This window comes from Pseudomonas aeruginosa (assembly GCF_001457615.1).
GTDB classification, from domain to species: Bacteria; Pseudomonadota; Gammaproteobacteria; order Pseudomonadales; family Pseudomonadaceae; genus Pseudomonas; species Pseudomonas aeruginosa.
This window is the reverse complement of sequence record NZ_LN831024.1, coordinates 5231331-5249319: the sequence shown is the minus strand read 5'-3', so window position 1 is coordinate 5249319 and position 17989 is coordinate 5231331. Positions and strand designations below refer to the sequence as shown.

Below are 17989 nucleotides of genomic sequence, written 5' to 3'. Positions count from 1 at the left end.
TGCCTGGCCTTATCCCGCGCCGGGCGAGCCCGGCCCCAGAGCCGTTGAGAGAAAGCGATGCGCAAAGACAAGAAACAGATCATTGGCGAAGAGATCAGTGACGAGTCGATCAAGCTGTTCCTCGGCGTCGAGCCGGCCGACGACACCCCCCCCTCGCTGCACAAGCTGATCAAGGCCTATCGCGGTCTGCGCATCGACGACTTCGAGCGCTTCCTCACCTTCTTCCGCGAGGCCGGCTACGATCTCGACGCGCGCGACGCCAAGGGCAACGACTTCGTCGCCCTGGTCGCCGACCAGCGCCAGGCCGTGCCCTACATCGAAGCGCTGCAGGCGGCCAAGGGCGCCTGAGCCGGCCATGCAGCGAAAAGCCCGCCCTTCGGCGGGTTTTTTCGTTGCGCGGTCCGCCGAGTCACGCCCGTCGGAGAACGCCAGCGTCCGAATGGCGGCTGGTGGTGGCAAGGGTCGATAGACGCCGCGCGGGCCCCGCCGCGGTCGCGGATCGCCAGGGCGGCGGGGAAGGGCGAATGGCCAGGACTGCGTTATTCGCTCTGCGAGAGGCTGCCTGTCGGCTGCTGCTTTTCTACACTCACAGGAAAAACAGCCTGCTGAGGTTCCCATGTACGTCCAGCCCTACGTCTGCTTCAACGGCCGTTGCGAAGAGGCCCTGCGTTTCTATGAACACGCCATCGGTGCCAGGGTGAGTTTCCTGTTCCGTTTCGACGAGGCGCCCGGTCCGGTGGTGGTGCCCGAAGGCTGGTGCGACAAGGTGATGCACGCCAACCTGCAGATCGGCGACAGCCAGATCATGGCCTCGGACGGGCACGGGCCGGCGTTGCAGCCGATCTCCGGGATTTCCCTTTCACTGAATACCCGCGACCCGCAGCAGGCGCGGCGCTGCTATGACGCCTTGCTGGAGGACGGCGGGCGGGTCGAGCTGGAGTTGGGCAAGACCTTCTGGTCGCCCTGTTTCGGTACCCTGGTGGACCGTTTCGGGGTGTCCTGGATGATCAATTGCGAGGCCGGCGCCTGACTCCACAAATGAAAAAGCCGCCCGAAGGCGGCTTGTTCCGTAGCGCGGCTCACTCGGCGTTGACCGGGGCCTGCACGTCGTTCTTCGCGGTCAGTTCCAGCACCTCGCTGCAACGGCTGCTGACGCTGCGGTACAGCTCGGCGTCGCTTTCCAGCTCTTTCTCGCGAGCCGGGAAGATTTCCTTCAGCTTGGCGCTCCACTCCGGCGAGCGGGCCTGCTCCGGGAAGCAGCGCTCGATCAGGCCGAGCATGATCGAGACGGTCACCGAGGCGCCCGGCGAGGCGCCCAGCAGGGCGGCGATGGAGCCGTCGTGGGCGGCCACCAGCTCGGTGCCGAACTGCAGGATGCCGCCTTTCTTCGGATCCTTCTTGATGATCTGCACGCGCTGGCCGGCGACTTCCAGGCGCCAGTCCTCGGCCCTGGCTTCGGGGTAGAACTTGCGCAGGGCTTCCAGGCGCTGTTCCGGCGACTGCATGACCTGGCCGATCAGGTAGCGGGTCAGGTCCATGTTGTCGCGGGCCACCGAGAGCATCGGCAGGATGTTGCCCGGGCGTACCGACAGCGGCAGGTCGAGGAACGAGCCATGGCGCAGGAACTTGGTGGAGAAACCGGCATAGGGGCCGAACAGCAGGGATTTCTTGCCGTCCACCACACGGGTGTCCAGGTGCGGCACGGACATCGGCGGCGAGCCGACCTCGGCCTGGCTGTAGACCTTGGCCTGGTGCTGCTTGACGATTTCCGGGTTGTCGCAGCGCAGCCACTGGCCGCTCACCGGGAAACCACCGAAGCCCTTGCCTTCCGGGATGCCGGAAAGTTGCAGGAGCGGCAGGGCGCCGCCGCCGGCGCCGAGGAAGACGAAGCGTGCCTGGATCTCGCGGTCGCCGCCGTTGCGGGTGTCCTTGACGGTGACCCGCCAGCCGTTATCGGCGCGGCGCAGGTGGGTGACCTTCTGGTTGTAGCGGATCTGCGCGCCCGGCTGTTGCGCCAGGTGTTGCAGGAGCTGGTTGGTCAGGGCGCCGAAGTTGACGTCGGTACCGCCCTCGACGCGGGTCGCGGCGATCGCTTCGTCGGCCGGACGACCCGGCATCATCAGCGGCATCCACTCGGCGAGGGTGGTCTTGTCCTCGGAGTAGACCATGGTCTCGAAAGCATGGTGCTTCGTCAGCGATTCGAAGCGCTTCTTCAGGTAGGCGATGCCTTCGCTGCCGCGCACGAAGCTCAGGTGCGGTACCGGGTTGATGAAGGTCTTCGGCGAGCCGAAGGTGCCCTTGGCGACCAGGTGCGACCAGAACTGCTTCGACACCTCGAACATGGTGTTGATGCCCACGGCTTTCTTGATGTCGATGCTGCCGTCGGCCGACTGCGGGGTGTAGTTCAGCTCGCACAGGCCGGCGTGGCCGGTGCCCGCGTTGTTCCACGGGTTGGAGCTTTCGATCGCGCCGGACTCCTGGAGTTCGACGACTTCCATCTTCAGGTTGGGGTCGAGTTCCTTGAGCAGGACCGCCAGGGTCGCGCTCATGATGCCGGCGCCTACCAGCAGCATGTCGACTGTTTCGTGATCGTTTTGCGCCATTAACGCTTCTCCAAAATCTTCAGCACCAAATTGACGACAGACGGGGCGGGGCCGAGGCCGGTACGGGCCGGCAGGCAGCGGCGGAGGGAGCCGTCATGTCCGATTCTTCGCAACAACGGCGGGACGCCGGGCGTCATCGCCTATGGATGCCGGGCGCGGGGCTGGCGATCTGGCAGCCTGGCTGGCCCATGCGGGCATCCGGTCGTGCAAGCACATTCGCGACGGAACGGGCCGTCAGGCTCTGGTCATGAGGTATCCGCTGCGGTCGCGTCTGCGGGGGGCTGTTTCAAGCGCTAATGGCGCACTTACCGACGCAAAACTCTTCATTGCTCGCCACACTCTCGTGAAGTAGTGAAATACCTTCGATCCACGCTCTTTTGGAGACATGGGCCGGAAGGGCTCGTCTGTCGCGGGCATGCCTTCGCAGAATCGTGCGGGGTCATGCGGCATTCCTTGCCGAAAAACTCGCTACAGGCGTTTCAGGGCGTCTGCCTCATGGGGCAGCGCTCTACTGGCGGCTCTCTGTGGGGGGATGGCGCGGGGGCCGGAACCCGATCAGGAGGCGTCCTTATAATCGGGGGGCGATTATAACGGTGAAAATCAAAAAATACCCCGCTCCTTAGACTTTTTTCCCATTCCCGGTCACGAAGTGCCCGCCGGCGAAAGCCCCCTGGGACAATCCGCCGCGCCGTATCTGCCAAACGCCGGGCATGCGTGCCCTGCGCCACCTGCCACAGGCGAGGAACCGCGCCCCGTGGCGAACGTCCAAGGCAATGCTGCGGTGCTTTCGCGGCGCCGTTATACTGCCGGCCATTCGTGCCCAACCCATGGAGAGATGAGCATGCTGCATCGCCTGTTGCTCAGCCTGATGACCGCAAGCGCCCTGGTTCTCGGCGGCTGCGCCCTGAGCCCGCAACAACTGGACCCGCAACCGGTCCTTAAAGGACCGTTGACCGCAGTCGGCCATGGCCAGCCGGTGGTGGTCAAGGTGGTCGATGGCCGTCCCGGCCCGTCCCTGGGCACTCGCGGCGGCCTCTACGCCGATACCAGCACCCTGACCGTCCGTAGCGAGGACGTGGTGCCCAAGCTCCAGGCCCAGGCCGAGACGGCCGTGCGCCTGCTCGGCTACACGCCTTCGGCCAACGCCTACAACGCGCCGCAACTGACCCTGACCCTGGCCGAGCTGAAGTACCAGTCGCCGAAGGACGGCGTCTACGTCACCCAGGCCGACATCACCGCGACCTTCCGCGCCGACGTGCAGAACAGCAGCCGGCGCTACACCGGTCGCTATGGCGCCTCGCTGAACCAGCGCTTCGGCATGGCGCCGAACCAGGCGACCAACAGCAAGCTGGTCAGCGAGGTGCTCAGCGACGCCCTGACCCGCGTGTTCAAGGACCCGACCATCGCTCAGACCCTCGGCCAGCAATGAGCCGGCGGTAACGAGAAAGCCCGGCGGATGCCGGGCTTTTTCATGCGCTCGGGAAACTCAGGCGGCCTGGTGGAACGGGTCCGGCTCGCCGATGCTGATGCGTTCGTCGGTCTCAGGCAGGTCGAGGTGTTCATGGCCGCAGGCGGTGCAGTACACCAGCCAGCGGTCGTCCTGGACATTGAAGGAAAGATCGACGATCACGGCCTCGATCTCGTCCAGGTGGTCGATCAGATAGTTATGTTCGTGGGGTGCGGTTTCCAGCATGACGACTCTCCTGTGTTGTCGTTTGCCTGGGTGGGGTTCTGTGACCGGCAAATCACTTTCAGACTAGTCGGTCACTCTGGCGAGGCCGCGCCTTTTTTAGACGGATTGCTGCTAACCGCTGCGCTTCGTCGCGACAACCCGGGTGCCGCTGGCCGTCGCTCATGCATTCTGGATAGAATTCGACCAGTCCTTCCCCGCCGTCCCCGACGGTCCGTCCTGTCATCAGCTCACCCAAGGCGTTATTCGGTAGCCCCGGCGTGTGGTCCTGTTGCGGAGGTTATCGATGTCCTTGCAAGCCTTGTGGGCGCTGTTCCTCGCCCATCCCGCGCAGGCCGTGAACGGCCTTGCGCTGTTCTTCGGTGTCGCCGGCGCCTGGCTGCTGCTGGCCACCCGCGCACGCGAGCGTCGCGCCCTGGCGCGCTGGGCCGCGGAGGGCGAGGCGGGGGAGGCGGGGGAGGCGGGGGAGGCGGCATTGCCGATGGACGAGGCGACCCTGCGGATCAACCTGTTCTTCTACCGATTCGGCACCGCCTGCCTGGGCCTGGCGCTGCTGGTCAGCTGGGCCAGCACGCGGCTCTGAGAGCCCTGCCTCGGCGAGCCGAACCGCACGCGGATAAGCGTATCGCGGTTATCCGTCCATCGCCTGCGGGTTCGAAGCCGTTGCCCGATGGAGAAGCCCGGCGGCGCCGGGCTTTCGTCTTCAGGATTGCTGCTTGATCCGGTATTGGTTGAGCACCGGGTTGGCGTATTGTAGCACCAGCCAGGGGCGCTGCTCGGCCGGGCATTGCTCCAGGCGGCGGTTCCATTCCTTGCGCGCCTTCTCCAGCTCCTCGCTGCCGAACAGGCTCTCGGCCGTGGGGACGGCGAGGCCCGGGTCGCGGTTCTCGCTCATCTCGTAGGCCAGGTAGTGCACCGGGAACAGACGGTAGTTGCCGAGGATCTGCCGGTCCAGTTCGGCGGCCAGCTGCTTGGCGTCGCTGAACTCGCCCTCCAGCTCGGCACCGAAGTTGATGTGCACGCGGCCCTTGTAGCCGGTGATGCCCAGGGCGATGCTGGCATCGTCCTCGCCCGGCGCCTTGCGGTACTCGCCGGTGCTGGCGCGGGTGTGCAACTCGCGGGCCTTGGCCAGGTCGCAGGGGTCGTATTCGTAGCTGATCGACACCGGGATGAAATGCAGGGCGCGCACCATTTCGGCGAAGGGTTCGTCCTTGCGGCTCATGTGGAACATCTTGAGTATCGCCGAGTCGGTACGGTCGTCGCCGTCCTTGGCCCGCCCTTCGGCCTGGGCGATCCACACCGACTGGCGGTCCTCGCGGATCGAGTGGTTGATGTAGGCGGAGAGCGTCTGGTAGGCGGCGAGCTTCTCGCGCCGGCCGCTCAGCGAACGGTGCACGATGAAGCTCTTGTTCAGGCGCATCAGGTCGCTGACGAAGGATTTCTGCAGCAGGTTGTCGCCGATGGCGATGCGCGGGGTCGGCAGGCCGGCGTGGTACACGGCGTAGTTGACGAAGGCCGGGTCCATCACGATATCGCGGTGGTTGGCGATGAACAGGTAGGCGCAGCCTGGCTTGAGGCGATTGACCCCGGAGTAGGTGACGCCATCGGTGGCCTTCTCGATGGTGTGGTCGACGTAGGGCTCGAACTTGTCCTGCAGCGTGGCGACGCTGCGGATGCCGGTGACCTCGCGGGCCAGGCGATGGGCTATAAGAGGTTTGAGCAGCCAACCGAGGGGACCGGCCAGGCGCGGGAAGCGGTAGCGGACCAGGGCGCCGAGGAAGGCGTCGTCGCTCAGGAGGCGTTGCAATACCGCGGGGACTTCGGCGTCACTGTAGGGTCGGATGGCTTCGAACTCGCCCATCATGCTTTCTGGTTCCATATGGATGCTGCGAAGGCCGCCCAAGGGGGTGGCCGAAAATTGAACCGCGCGATTATAAACGGAACTCATAGGGGGTGCAGCGATGCTCGAAAGCCAGGCCTATAGCTGCCCTTACTGCGGGGAACCGGCCGAGGCGCTGCTCGACCTGAGCGCCGGCGACCAGCAGTACTACGAGGACTGCCCGGTGTGCTGCCGGCCGATCCTGTTCGACCTGCGCACCGATGGGCAGGACTGGTCACTGAACGTCCGCCGGGAGGATGACTGATGCAGCGCGTATATGAGCCGGCCGACCTGCTGGAGGCCGAGATGCTGGTGGGAATGCTCGCCAGCGAAGGGATCGCCGCCCATGTCAGCGGCCGCCACCTGGTCGGCGCCATCGGCGAACTGCCGCCTGGCGGACTGCTGGCGTTGTTGGTGGCGGACGAGCAGACGGAGCGGGCGCGAGAACTGATCCTCGCCTACAACGCCGCCGCCCCGTTGGCCGAGGAGCCGCCGGAGCCCTGCGGCCCGGCAGCCTGTTGTGTTGAGGCGGCCGCCGCTCAGTCGGCCGCCAGTTCGAAGACCTGCCAGCGCACCGAGCTGACGCCCTTCTCCAGGCTGACCCGGCTGACCAGGCGTTCCAGCTGCGCCGGAGCTTCGGGGGTGCCGAGCAGTTCGGCGCGGACTTCCAGCTTGGCCGGGTTGTCCAGATCCTCGCTGTGCAGCGATTGCAGGCGCAGGTCGCTGCTGCCGAGGCTGTGCAGCATCAGGCTGCGAACCTGGATCTCGTCCTCGGCGCGGCAGACGATCTGCACTTCGTAGCGTTGCTCGGCCTCGCTGGCCGGCAACACGTCCTGGCGGTTCAGGCGTTGGGCGATGTCGCGCAACAGGATGTTGGCGCAGAGCACCATCAGGCTGCCGAGCGTGGCCTCCAGCAGCAGGCCCATGCTGCACAGGACGCCGATGGCGGCGGTGCACCAGAGGGTGGCTGCGGTGTTCAGGCCGCGCACGTTGAGGCCGTCGCGCATGATCACGCCGCCGCCGAGGAAGCCAATCCCGGAGACTACATAGGCGGCGATCCGTGAAGCGTCGCCGGCCAGGCCGGGCACGCCCTGAGTCATCAGCACGAACAGGCAGGCGCCAGTGCTGACCAGCGCGTTGGTGCGCAGGCCGGTGAGGCGTTGGCGCAGCTGGCGTTCGGCGCCGATCAGGGCGCCCAGGACCAGCGCGACCGCGACGCGCAGGAGAAATACTTTCCAATCCATGTTTCACCTCGTTGCCGGCCGACGGCCGGAGCTGGCGCGGGCCGTCGGTCCGCGCGGATAAAGGACGATGGATTGCGCAGGACCGCGGCTTCCCGCTGCGCGGATGGCGCGAGGGAAGGGACACGAAGGGAAAATGGGGATGCGTCATCCCGGTCGGGATGCGGATCGCCACTGTCCGCCATGTTCGGCGAGGCAGTGGCAGAGGGTTCTGCTGGACTAGCTCGCCGGATGGACCTGTCGCAATCGACTAGGGCTGTTGTCCAATGCAGGACTCCTGTGTGGGTTACAGAATGCGGGCGGCACCTTAAGCCTGGAGGATAGGCGCGTCAAGTTAAGATTGGGTTTCATTCAGCTTGCGTTCGGCAAGGCCAGTGTGGCGCTTCGGGTTACACTGTGCGGCTTTCCCTCACCAGGCAGTGCCAAGCATGAGTGGTCGTTACGCCCTGTTCCGCTGGAATCCGTCGCTGGCGGCCCTGCCGGGCTTTCCGGCGGATTGGCGGGCGCACTGGAACATTTCTCCGGCGAACCAGGTGCTGATGGTTCGCGAGGACGCCGGTGCGCGCCGCGCCGACCTGGCGCGCTGGGGGCTGACCCCGGCCTGGCTCACCGACCTGTCGCGTACGCCCAGCCACGCGCGGGCGGAAACCCTCGCCGAGCAACCGATGTTCCGCGAGGCGTTCCAGCAGCGCCGCTGCCTGCTGCCGGCCAACGGCTTCTATGAATGGCGCGGGGTGCGCAAGCGTCCGTACTGGGTTTCCACCGGCGAGCGCCTGTTGTTCTTCGCCGGCATCTGGGAGGCCTATCCGGTGCAGGGACAGACCTGGCTCAGCGTGGCCCAGGTATCCCAGGCGGCCGCCGAGTTCCGCCGGCCGCTGCTGCTTGACGAGGCCGAGCAGGATGCCTGGCTGGCTCCGGACACGCCGCTGCCGGCGCTGATCAGCCTGCTCGCCAAGCCCCAGCCGAACCTGCGCAGCGTGGCCCTGGCCGGCTTCGTCAACAAGCCTGAAACCGACGGGCCGGAGTGCCTGACCCCGGCCTGACGCTAGACCCTGAACTGATTCACCAGGCGCCGCTGCTGCTCGGCCAGGCGGGTCAGCTCGGCGCTGGCCTGCGAGGCCTCGTCGGCGCCGCCGGCCACCTGGTTGGCGACCTGGCCGATGTTGGCGACGTTGCGGTTGATGTCCTCGGCCACCGCGCTCTGCTCCTCGGCGGCGCTGGCGATCTGGGTGTTCATGTCGTTGATCACCGATACCGCCTGGGTGATCGACTCCAGCGCTTCGGCCGCCTGGCGCGCATGGCGCACGCTGTCGTCGGTGCGGTCCTGGCTGTCCTGCATGACCTTCACCACGTCGCGGGTGCCCTGCTGCAACTGCTGGATCATGCTCTGGATTTCTTCGGTGGCCTGCTGGGTCTTCTGCGCCAGGTTGCGTACCTCGTCGGCCACCACCGCGAAACCGCGACCCTGCTCGCCGGCGCGGGCGGCCTCGATGGCGGCGTTGAGGGCGAGCAGGTTGGTCTGCTCGGCGATACCGCGGATCGCCACCAGGATCGCGTTGATGTTTTCGCTGTCCTTGGCCAGGTTCTGCACCACTCCGACCGCGCGGCCGATCTCGCTGGCCAGGGCCTGGATCGCCGCCGAGCTGCTTTCGACGATCTGCTTGCCCTGGTGCGCGGCCTGGTCCGCGTGGTTGGCTGCCTCGGCGGCGTGGGTGGCGTTGCGCGCCACGTCCTGGGCGGTGGCGGTCATCTCGTGGACCGCGGTGGCCACCAGTTCGATCTCCGCCAGTTGCTGCTGCACGCCCTGGTTGGTACGGATGGCGATGTCGGCGGTGTGCTCCGAGGAGTCGCTGACCTTCTGCACCGATTGCACCACCTGGCCGATCATGTTCTGCAGCTTGCCAAGGAAGGTATTGAAGCCCTTGGCGATGGAGCCCAGCTCGTCGGCGCGCTCGCTGCTCAGGCGGCGGGTAAGGTCGCCTTCGCCCTGGGCGATGTCGTCGAGCATGCCGACCAGTTGGCGCAGCGGCCGGGCGATGCCGTAGCCGACCAGCCAGACCACCAGCAGGCCGAGGGCCGCTACCACCAGGCCGGCCAGGCTCATGCCGAGGATATCCTGCTGGCGCTGGTCGCTCAGCTCGCCCTGGAGTTGCTGCAGTTCGCCGAATACCGCCGCCTGGGGAATCTGCAGCATGAGGGTCCAGCGCACGCCGCTGTCGGCGATGGTGAAAGGCAGGAACAGCTCGATGTGGCCGTGCTCGGCGTCGATGTCGTAGAGCGGCTGGTCAACCGTGAGGTTCTTCAGGTTGTCCACTTCGTTGCCGTCGAGGACGCTGCCGGCGGGCTCGCCGAGCTTGCTGTCGTCGCGGGTGTAGGCCACCAGGCGGCCGTTGCTGGCGATCAGCGCCATTTCCCCGGCGCCATTGTAGAGCTGCTGGTCGGCGCGCTTGAGCAGGTCCTGGATGAAGGCCAGCGAGAGGTCGGCGCCGACTGCGCCGCGGAACTGGTCTCCGACCATGATCGGCACGTTGAAGGACGACATCATCACGGTCTTGCCGCCCATTTCGTAGGGGGCCGGGTCGATGATGCAGGGACGCTTGTTCTCTTTCGGACAGGCGTAGAACTCGTTCTCGCGCACCCCGGTGGGCAGCAGCTTTTCGCTATCGATGCTGTCGGCCATGGCCTCCACGATCGGCTTGCCGTCGGCGCCGCGATACCACCAGGGCAGGTAGCGGCCGTCCGGGCCGTAGCCCTTGCCGGGTTGCCCGGCGAAGGCGGCATCGGTATCGAAGGCATTGGCTTCCCAGGCCATGAAGGTGTCGAGCAGCTTGGGGTTGTTCTGTACGGTGCTGCGCAGCAGCGCGGAGATTTCGTCGCGGCTGGCGTTCAGCTGCGGCATGCCGTCGGCGCCCGGCTCGCCGAGCAGGCGGGTGCTGTTGGCCAGGCCGTGGACCACCGTCAGCGGATACTCCAGCTCGCGCTGGATCTGGCTGACCTGGGCGCGGGCCAGGGCCACCAGGCGCTCGTTGATGACCTTCTCCAGCAGGCCCTGGGTGCGTTGCTGCACCAGCTCCTGCGTTCGCGCGCCGGCGAACAGGGCGTACAGCACCAGCACCACGACGACGCTTAGAACGCTGGCGCCGGCGAGGGCGGCGACAGAAAACTGGATCGACTTGAGCTTCATGATGGGACTTCTGACCCTTGTTGGAATTGTCTCTGAGGAGCTTATCGGCAGGAGGACGGCAAATCCTTAATCGGCCGTCGGAGATTTCCTCGCCAACGGCTGTTGCCGGCGTTCGAGGCGCGGCCTACCATGCGCTCGGCCTTCAGAGGAGAACAAAGGACCATGGCTCATCCCTTCCGATTCGCCACCCTCGCCGGCGCGCTGCTGCTCGCCGGTTGCCAGGCAGTGAACACCACCAGTGGCGGCGCCGTCGGCGTCGACCGCAAGCAATATATGTTCAGCATGTTGTCCAGCCAGGAAGTCGACCAGATGTACGCCCAGTCGTACCAGAAGACTCTCGGCGAGGCGAAAAGCGCCGGCGTGCTCGATACCAGCAGCGCCGACGCGCGGCGAGTCAAGGCGATCGCCCAGCGGCTGATCCCGCAGACCGCCGCCTTCCGCCCGGACGCCACCGGCTGGAACTGGGAAGTCAATGTGGTGAAGAGCGACGAGCTCAACGCCAACTGCGGTCCCGGCGGCAAGATCATTTTCTACACCGGGCTGATCGACAAGCTGAAGCTCACCGACGACGAGATAGCCGCGGTGATGGGCCACGAGATCGCCCACGCCCTGCGCGAGCATGGGCGCGAGGCCATGTCCAAGGCCTACGGCGTGCAGGTGGCCAGCCAGATCGGCGCCCTGGCCGGCCTCGGCCAGGAAAGCCTGCAACTGGCCAATACCGGCGTCGACTACCTGATGACCCTGCCCAACAGTCGTGCCAACGAGAACGAAGCCGACCTGATCGGTCTCGAGCTGGCCGCCCGCGCCGGCTACAACCCGGAAGCGGCGATCACCCTCTGGCAGAAGATGGGCAGGGCCAGCGGCGGCGCCAGCCAGCCCGAGTTCACCAGCACCCACCCCTCCGACAGTTCGCGGATGGCCAATCTCCAGGCCGCGATTCCCAAGGTGATGCCGCTGTACCAGCAGGCCAGGCGCGGCAAGTGAGGCCAGGGCGCGCGGTCGCGGGGGGCGGCCGGCGCGCCGACAGGCTTACCATCGGAAACGCCTGTTGTGTATTTCCGTAACCTGCTGTTTGGTATCTCGCCGGTGTTCGGCCTAGACTGCTGGCCGACCCGCTTGCGGGACCCGTGGACGAACAGCCACTCTCACGCCCTGGAGCTCATGTGAAATACGCCGTACTCGGAGCCACCGGCCTGCTGGGACATCACGCCGCGCGCGCCATCAGGGCTGCCGGTCACGATCTGGTGCTGATCCACCGTCCTTCTTCGCAGATCCAGCGTCTCGCCTATCTGGAGCCCGAGTGCCGGGTCGCCGAGATGCTCGACCACGCCGGCCTGGAACGCGCCCTGCGCGGCCTCGACGGGGTGATCTTCAGCGCCGGCTACTATCCTTCGCGGCCGCGCCGCTGGCAGGAGGAAGTGGCCAGCGCGCTGGGCCAGACCAACCCGTTCTATGCCGCCTGCCTGCAGGCCAGGGTGCCGCGCATCCTCTATGTCGGTTCGGCATATGCCATGCCCCGCCATCCCCAGGGACTACCGGGCCACGAGGGGTTGTTCTACGACAGCCTGCCGAGCGGCAAGAGTTCCTACGTGCTGTGCAAATGGGCGCTCGACGAGCAGGCCCGGGAGCAGGCGCGCAACGGCCTGCCGGTGGTGATCGGGATTCCCGGCATGGTACTCGGCGAACTGGACATCGGCCCGACTACCGGGCGCGTGATCACCGCCATCGGCAATGGCGAGATGACCCACTACGTCGCCGGCCAGCGTAACGTCATCGATGCCGCCGAAGCCGGGCGCGGACTGCTGATGGCCCTTGAGCGCGGGCGTATCGGCGAGCGCTACCTGCTGACCGGGCACAACCTGGAAATGGCCGACCTGACCCGGCGCATCGCCGAGCTGCTCGGCCAGCCTGCGCCGCAGCCGATGTCGATGGCCATGGCTCGCGCGCTGGCCACCCTGGGCCGCTTGCGCTACCGGGTCAGCGGCCAGTTGCCGCTGCTCGACGAAACCGCCATCGAGGTGATGGCTGGCGGGCAGTTCCTCGATGGACGCAAGGCCCGCGAGGAACTCGGCTTCTTCTCCACCACCGCCCTCGACGACACCCTGCTGCGCGCCATCGACTGGTTCCGCGACAACGGCTATTTCAATGCCTAGGACGGTTGGCTAGGGCAGCGCTTTTTCCGCGAAGGGTCGGGTCTGCAGTCCCAGCTGGGCGCGAAAGCTCTCCATGTCGAACATGGTGCACAGCTCCTGCAACTGGCCCTGCGGGTTGAACACCCAGAAGCCCATCGCGGAAATGCTCAGCACCTTGTCGCTGGCCGGATAGCCCAGGGTCGGCCGGACGATGGTGCCGATCAGCGTGCTCCAGGTGAACACCTTGCGTTCCTCGCCGATGCAGTCTTCGACCACGACCTCCAGGTCCGGCATCGCCGTGCGGATGTCCTGCAGCAGGCGGATATAGCCGGCGGTATCCAGGGGACGGCCGATGAACGAGCTTTTGTAGAGGAAATCCTTGCTGTGCAACTGCTCCACCAACGCCATGCGGCCCTTGTTCCAGGACAGCTCGATGTGATGGCGGGCGAGTCGTTTCAGGTCGTGTGAGGGCATCTCCGGCTCTCGAGGGCGAGTGGTGGGGCAGGCATCCGGTGCCTGCCTGAACTGTAGCCGTTCCTATGCATTTTGCATTGGCCGCCCAGCCATCCCGGGCCCGGCGGCGCAGTCCTTCAGAGCCAGCCGGTCAATTGCGCGGCGTGCCAGGCGGCGTACAGGCCAAGTGCGGCGAAGGCGGCCGCGGCCAGGCGGCGGATCAGGGTCAGCGGCAGCTTGTCGGCGGCCAGGTTGCCGATCAGTACCACCGGTACGTTGGCGATCAGCATGCCCAGGGTGGTGCCGATCACCACCAGCCAGAAATGCGGATACTGGGCGGCCAGCATGACCGTGGCGACCTGGGTCTTGTCGCCCATCTCGGCGAGGAAGAACGCGATCAGGGTGGTGAGGAAGGGGCCGTATTTCTTCAGTCCGGACTCTTCGTCGTCGAGCTTGTCCGGTACCAGTGTCCACAGGGCGACGGCGATGAAGGAGGCGGCGAGGATCCAGCTGAGGGTGGCTTCCGAGAAGAAGCTGGCGACCCAGGCGCCCACCGCGCCGGCAGCGAAATGGTTGGCCAGGGTGGCGGCGACGATGCCGGCGATGATCGGCCACGGCTTGCGGAAACGCGCCGCGAGCAGGAGTGCCAGCAACTGGGTCTTGTCGCCGATTTCCGCGAGGGCAACGATGAGGGTAGGGACGAACAGCGATTCCATCAGGCTTCCTAAGGGGCGGGTCGACCAATCACCATGACACGCGCCATCTGCCCGCCCCGGGTCAGATCGTGCGTGTCATAGGTCTTGTCAAACCCTTGGCCTGTCTGGGCAGGCTTGGGTCGCGCGCGCCATGGTCTGCGGACCAAGTGTGTTGACGCGTGCCGGGCGAGGCCGGTGCGGCGCTCGCGGGAGACTACTCCCCTAGGACGGGGCGCATTCTGCCCAAGCCGGGCGGCTTGGGCAAGCCCGGGACGGAAACTTTCGTCCGGGAGGGCGGCGAGGGAGCCTGATCGCAAGGAAACGTGCCGGCATCCGCAGCGATCCGCGAGGAATCGCTGGGCGGCAGGGTGAGTCAGGTATTGGTCGGGCTGACGTCCATTTCGTGGTAGCGAACGAAGCGTGCGCGCTTCTTCCAGCGGTATCCCAGCCAGATCGCCAGGAACAGCGGCAGGCTGATGTAGGTGGCGAGGAGGCCGATCCAGTCGATGCGTTCGCCCACCAGCGCCTGGTAGTTCTGCCCGAGGGTGATGACCATGCACAGGGCGAAGGCGAACAGCGGGCCGAAGGGGAACAGCTTGGCCCGGTAGGGCAGGTCTTCCAGGCGGCCGCCCTGGGCCAGGTAGCCCTTGCGGAAGCGATAGTGGGAGATGGCGATGCCCAGCCAGGCGATGAAGCCGCACATGCCCGAGGTGTTCAGCAGCCATGTGTAGACGGTGCTGTCGCCGAAGGCCGAAGTGAGGAAGCACAGGGCGCCGACCAGGGTAGTGGCGTACAGCGCATTGCGTGGCACGCCGCTGCGCGAGACACGAGAGAACAGGCGCGGTGCCTTGCCCTCGAGGGCGAGGTTGTAGAGCATCCGGGTCGAGGCGTACATGCCGGAGTTGCCGGCGGAGAGGATCGCCGAGAGGATCACCGCGTTCATCACCCCGGCCGCCGCGGCGAAGCCGGCGCGCTCGAAGAGCAGGGTGAAGGGCGACACGCTGATGTCGCTGGCATCGTTCTTCAGCAGGTTCGGGTCGGTGTAGGGAATCAGCATGCCGATCACGAAGATCGCCAGGATGTAGAACATCAGGATGCGCCAGAACACCTGGCGAATGGCGATCGGGATGTTCTTCCGCGGATTTTCCGATTCACCGGCGGCGATGCCGATCAACTCGGTGCCCTGGAACGAGAAGCCGGCGATCATCGCCACCCCGACCATCGCCTGGAAGCCGCCGACGAAGGGCGCGTCGCCCATGGTGAAGTTGCTGAAGCCGGGCGACTCCACGCCATGCATGATGCCGAAGATGGTCGCCAGGCCGACGCCGATGAAGATCACCACCGTGACTACCTTGATCAGGGCGAACCAGAATTCGCTCTCGCCGAAGCCGCGCGCGGAAATCACGTTGAGGCCGAACATGATGCCCAGGAAGATCGCGCTCCAGTAGATGCCCGGCACCTCGGGGAACCAGAAACTCATCACCAGTTGCGCCGCCACCAGTTCCGCGGCGATGGTCACCGCCCAGTTGTACCAGTAGTTCCAGCCGAGGGCGAAACCGAAGCCATCTTCGACGAACCGGCTGCCATAGGTGCAGAACGAGCCGGAAACGGGCATGTAGGCGGCCATCTCGCCGAGACTGGTCATGAGGAAGTACACCATCAGCCCGATCAGTGCGTAGGAAAGCAGCGCACCGCCGGGCCCGGCGGTGGCCACGGTGGCCCCGGAGGCGACGAACAGCCCGGTGCCGATGGAGCCGCCGATGGCGATCATGTTCAGGTGGCGCGGCTTGAGCACCCGCCGCAATTGCTGGCCCTGGCTGGCGTTCAGGTCAGTCATCGGCGGCCTCCCGGCGGGTGGCCACGGAAGGGTCTGGCTGCGGGCGTGCGGGCAGGGAGAGGAAAAGCTTCATTCACAGGGTTCCAGGCAGAAATCAGGAGCGACGGGCGGAGTAGATGCGGAAACCGTCGCCTTCGGCGAGTGTCCGGCAGGGGCCGAGGTGGCGTTCGATCAACGGCGGGTACTTCAGGAAGCTGTTGGCGACCAGGCGCAGTTCGCCGCCCGGCGCCAGGTGCTCGGCGGCGCGTTGCAGCAGGCGCTCGGAGGCCTGGTAGTCGGTGTGCACGCCCTGGTGGAAGGGCGGGTTGCTGACGATCGCGGCGAGTTCGCGCGGCGCGCCGTCGATGCCGTCGGCGGCGATCACTTCGCCGTCCAGGCCGTTGGCGGCGAGGGTCAGTCGGCTGCTCTCGACAGCGAAGGCGTCGACGTCGAGCAGAGTCAGGCGACTGGCGGGGTAGCGACGCTTGAGAGCCGCCCCGAGTACGCCGGCACCGCAGCCGAAGTCCAGCAGATGGCCGCCGGGCAGAGCTTGCAGTTGCCCCAGCAGCAGCGCGCTGCCGCGATCCAGGCGGCCATGGCTGAACACCCCCGGCAGGCTCACCACCTGCAGCTCGCCATCGGCCAGCGGCAGGCTGTAGCGCTGGGCCAGGGCGTGCAGGTCGGGTTCGGCCGGCGCCTGTTCGATACGCACCTGCCAGAGCTGGCAATGCCGCGCGCTATCCAGTTTGCGGGGCTTGCCGTAGGCGGCCAACTGCTTGCTCGCGCGCTCGATCCCGCCGCGCTTTTCGCCGACCAGGAAGAGTTCGCCGCCGGGCAGGCGGGCGGCCAGGCTGGCCAGCAGGTAGTCGGTCAGTTCGCGGGACTTGGGCAGGAACAGAACGGCCGAAGTCCAGGCGCCAGTCGGCGCGCGCGTGTCGAAACGGCTACGGCCGGGGAAGCGGGCGTCCAACTGCGCCTGCTCGCCGGCGTGCCAGCTCCAGCCCTGGGCCTGCGGTAGCTCGGCGAGCAGGTCGTCGGCGGGCAGGCCGGCCAGCAGCAGCGGGGTCGCGAAGAGGTGGCGCTGGCGCAGCAGCACTTCACTGCGAGGGTCCATGCGGGCTCCGGAAAAAATGGGAAATCTTAACAGGCTTGGGCCTGGCATACCCGCATGGATTGTCGGCGAGGATCGCCGTTCATCCGTGCGCGGTGCCCGCAGCGCCGTATCAGCCGGCGTTGACTACCCGCAGGGCGCGCCCGGCCTTCCATGCCTCTGCGTTTTCCGCCAGTTGGCCGACGATGCGCTGCCGCGCCTCGCGACTGCCCCAGGCGTTATGGGGGGTGACGATCAGGCGCGGGATGTCGGGGGCCAGCAGCGGATTGCCGTTTCTCGGCGGCTCGACGCTGAGCACGTCGGTGGCGGCGCCGCCCAGGTGGCCGCCGCGCAGGGCGTCGGCCAGCGCCTGTTCGTCGACCAGGCCGCCACGGGCGGTATTGACCAGGAAGGCGCCAGGCTTCATCAGCGCCAGTTCGGCGGCGCCGAGCATCCCGCGGGTGTCCTCGGTCAGCGGGCAGTGCAGGGTCAGGGCGTCGACCCGTGGCAGGAGTTCGCCAAGCGGCAGGCGGTCCGCCCGGGCGGGCCGTCCTGGCAACTGACCGAGCAGCACGCGCATGCCGAACGCCTCCGCCAGCCGCGCCACCGCCCCGCCCAGTTCGCCATGGCCGAGCAGGCCGAGGGTCTTGCCTTCCAGTTCGACGATGGGGAAGTCCAGCAGGCAGAACTGGCTGGATTGCTGCCAGCGGCCGCTGCGTACCGCCTGCTGGTAGTCCGGCAGGCGCGTAGCCAGGGCCAGTAGCAGCGCGAGGGTGTGCTGGGCTACCGAGGGCGTGCCGTAGCCATGGCAGTTGGCGACGACGATACCGCGCTCGCGAGCGGCAGCGAGATCGATGTTGTTGGTGCCGGTAGCGCTGACCAGGATCAGTTCCAGCTCTGGGCAGGCGGCGATGCATTGCGCGTCGATCGGCGCCTTGTTGCTGATCGCGACCCGCGCACCGTGCAGCCGCGCGGCGACTTCCTGCGGTTGGCTGGCGGCATGCAGTTGCAGCTCGTCGAAGGCGGCGCGCAGGGGGCGCATGTCCAGGTCGCCGAGGTCGAGGGAGGCATGGTCGAGGAAAACGGCGCGCAGGGCATGGCTCATGGACGGTTCCTTGGCGGCAGCGGACGGGGGCTGCCTAGCCTAGCAAACCCGCGTGCCAGGGAGGTCTTCCGGTTTTCTTGACAGTGATTATCCCGAAAGTA

Annotated in this window: 18 protein-coding genes, 1 pseudogene and 1 riboswitch; of the genes and pseudogenes, 9 read left to right on the top strand and 10 right to left on the bottom strand. The window is 66.6% G+C overall.

Annotation, left to right across the window (positions count from 1 at the left end):
• The first annotated feature begins 57 nt into the window (after window positions 1-57).
• Window positions 58-348, top strand: a complete 291-nt coding sequence (locus AT700_RS24130; RefSeq protein ID WP_003099343.1) for a PA4642 family protein — start codon at window positions 58-60, stop codon at window positions 346-348.
• A 268-nt stretch (window positions 349-616) separates the two neighbouring features.
• Window positions 617-1030: a VOC family protein gene (locus tag AT700_RS24125; protein WP_003094957.1), complete on the top strand. Its 414-nt coding sequence runs from the start codon at window positions 617-619 to the stop codon at window positions 1028-1030.
• Window positions 1031-1079: 49 nt separating this feature from the next.
• Here AT700_RS24125 and mqo read toward each other — a convergent pair whose 3' ends face one another.
• On the bottom strand, window positions 1080-2603 hold the full coding sequence (gene mqo / locus AT700_RS24120) for a malate dehydrogenase (quinone) (RefSeq protein WP_003161400.1): 1524 nt from the start codon (window positions 2601-2603) through the stop codon (window positions 1080-1082).
• 841 nt (window positions 2604-3444) lie between these two features.
• Between mqo and AT700_RS24115 the strand changes: the two genes are divergently transcribed.
• Window positions 3445-4032, top strand: a complete 588-nt coding sequence (locus AT700_RS24115) for a YajG family lipoprotein (RefSeq protein ID WP_003094953.1) — start codon at window positions 3445-3447, stop codon at window positions 4030-4032.
• Window positions 4033-4089: 57 nt separating this feature from the next.
• Here AT700_RS24115 and AT700_RS30570 read toward each other — a convergent pair whose 3' ends face one another.
• Complete coding sequence (locus AT700_RS30570; protein ID WP_003094951.1) at window positions 4090-4296, bottom strand: hypothetical protein; 207 nt, start codon at window positions 4294-4296, stop codon at window positions 4090-4092.
• Window positions 4297-4579: 283 nt separating this feature from the next.
• On the opposite strand from AT700_RS30570, the gene AT700_RS24105 reads away from it, so the two are divergent.
• Window positions 4580-4876: a hypothetical protein gene (locus tag AT700_RS24105; protein ID WP_031689139.1), complete on the top strand. Its 297-nt coding sequence runs from the start codon at window positions 4580-4582 to the stop codon at window positions 4874-4876.
• Between the two features lie 120 nt (window positions 4877-4996).
• Here the strand turns inward: AT700_RS24105 and AT700_RS24100 are convergent, their stop codons facing one another.
• The gene (locus tag AT700_RS24100; protein ID WP_003099351.1) at window positions 4997-6157 is read right to left on the bottom strand and encodes a 1-acyl-sn-glycerol-3-phosphate acyltransferase; all 1161 of its coding nucleotides are present in this window, start codon (window positions 6155-6157) and stop codon (window positions 4997-4999) included.
• Window positions 6158-6254: 97 nt separating this feature from the next.
• Between AT700_RS24100 and AT700_RS24095 the strand changes: the two genes are divergently transcribed.
• Window positions 6255-6437, top strand: a complete 183-nt coding sequence (locus tag AT700_RS24095; protein WP_003094945.1) for a CPXCG motif-containing cysteine-rich protein — start codon at window positions 6255-6257, stop codon at window positions 6435-6437.
• Window positions 6437-6699 (top strand): annotated as a pseudogene (locus AT700_RS24090) (putative signal transducing protein). Before AT700_RS24095 ends, AT700_RS24090 begins: the two are co-directional and overlap by 1 nt.
• A 12-nt stretch (window positions 6700-6711) precedes the next feature.
• Here the strand turns inward: AT700_RS24090 and AT700_RS24085 are convergent.
• Window positions 6712-7416: an MgtC/SapB family protein gene (locus tag AT700_RS24085; protein WP_003162416.1), complete on the bottom strand. Its 705-nt coding sequence runs from the start codon at window positions 7414-7416 to the stop codon at window positions 6712-6714.
• A 425-nt stretch (window positions 7417-7841) separates the two neighbouring features.
• Here AT700_RS24085 and AT700_RS24080 point away from each other — a divergent pair, with 425 nt between their 5' ends.
• Window positions 7842-8456 carry an SOS response-associated peptidase gene (locus tag AT700_RS24080; protein WP_003141612.1) on the top strand — a complete coding sequence of 205 codons (615 nt, stop codon included), beginning with the start codon at window positions 7842-7844 and terminating at the stop codon, window positions 8454-8456.
• Between the two features lie 2 nt (window positions 8457-8458).
• On the opposite strand, the gene AT700_RS24075 is transcribed toward AT700_RS24080, so the two are convergent.
• Window positions 8459-10597, bottom strand: a complete 2139-nt coding sequence (locus AT700_RS24075) for a methyl-accepting chemotaxis protein (RefSeq protein ID WP_048521687.1) — start codon at window positions 10595-10597, stop codon at window positions 8459-8461.
• 162 nt (window positions 10598-10759) lie between these two features.
• Between AT700_RS24075 and AT700_RS24070 the strand changes: the two genes are divergently transcribed.
• Window positions 10760-11581 (top strand): M48 family metallopeptidase, encoded by an 822-nt coding sequence (locus AT700_RS24070; RefSeq protein WP_003099360.1) that lies wholly within the window; start codon window positions 10760-10762, stop codon window positions 11579-11581.
• Between the two features lie 143 nt (window positions 11582-11724).
• The gene (locus tag AT700_RS24065) at window positions 11725-12750 is read left to right on the top strand and encodes an NAD-dependent epimerase/dehydratase family protein (RefSeq protein ID WP_003121034.1); all 1026 of its coding nucleotides are present in this window, start codon (window positions 11725-11727) and stop codon (window positions 12748-12750) included.
• 9 nt (window positions 12751-12759) lie between these two features.
• On the opposite strand, the gene AT700_RS24060 is transcribed toward AT700_RS24065, so the two are convergent.
• The 5 genes from AT700_RS24060 to AT700_RS24040 all read right to left on the bottom strand — a co-directional run bounded on the left by AT700_RS24060 (window position 12760) and on the right by AT700_RS24040 (window position 17888).
• Window positions 12760-13203, bottom strand: a complete 444-nt coding sequence (locus AT700_RS24060) for a nuclear transport factor 2 family protein (RefSeq protein ID WP_003099368.1) — start codon at window positions 13201-13203, stop codon at window positions 12760-12762.
• A 116-nt stretch (window positions 13204-13319) separates the two neighbouring features.
• Window positions 13320-13898, bottom strand: coding sequence for a TMEM165/GDT1 family protein (locus AT700_RS24055; protein WP_003094926.1), 579 nt, complete (start codon window positions 13896-13898; stop codon window positions 13320-13322).
• A 90-nt stretch (window positions 13899-13988) separates the two neighbouring features.
• A riboswitch (yybP-ykoY riboswitch) is annotated at window positions 13989-14112 on the bottom strand.
• Window positions 14113-14250: 138 nt separating this feature from the next.
• A complete protein-coding gene (locus AT700_RS24050; protein WP_003094922.1) occupies window positions 14251-15714 on the bottom strand; it encodes an amino acid permease in 1464 nt (487 codons plus the stop codon).
• Between the two features lie 94 nt (window positions 15715-15808).
• Entirely contained in the window at window positions 15809-16807 is a 999-nt protein-coding gene (locus AT700_RS24045) for a class I SAM-dependent methyltransferase (RefSeq protein WP_003135073.1), read from the bottom strand.
• Window positions 16808-16916: 109 nt separating this feature from the next.
• Window positions 16917-17888 (bottom strand): 2-hydroxyacid dehydrogenase, encoded by a 972-nt coding sequence (locus AT700_RS24040; RefSeq protein ID WP_003094919.1) that lies wholly within the window; start codon window positions 17886-17888, stop codon window positions 16917-16919.
• Window positions 17889-17989 lie beyond the last annotated feature (101 nt).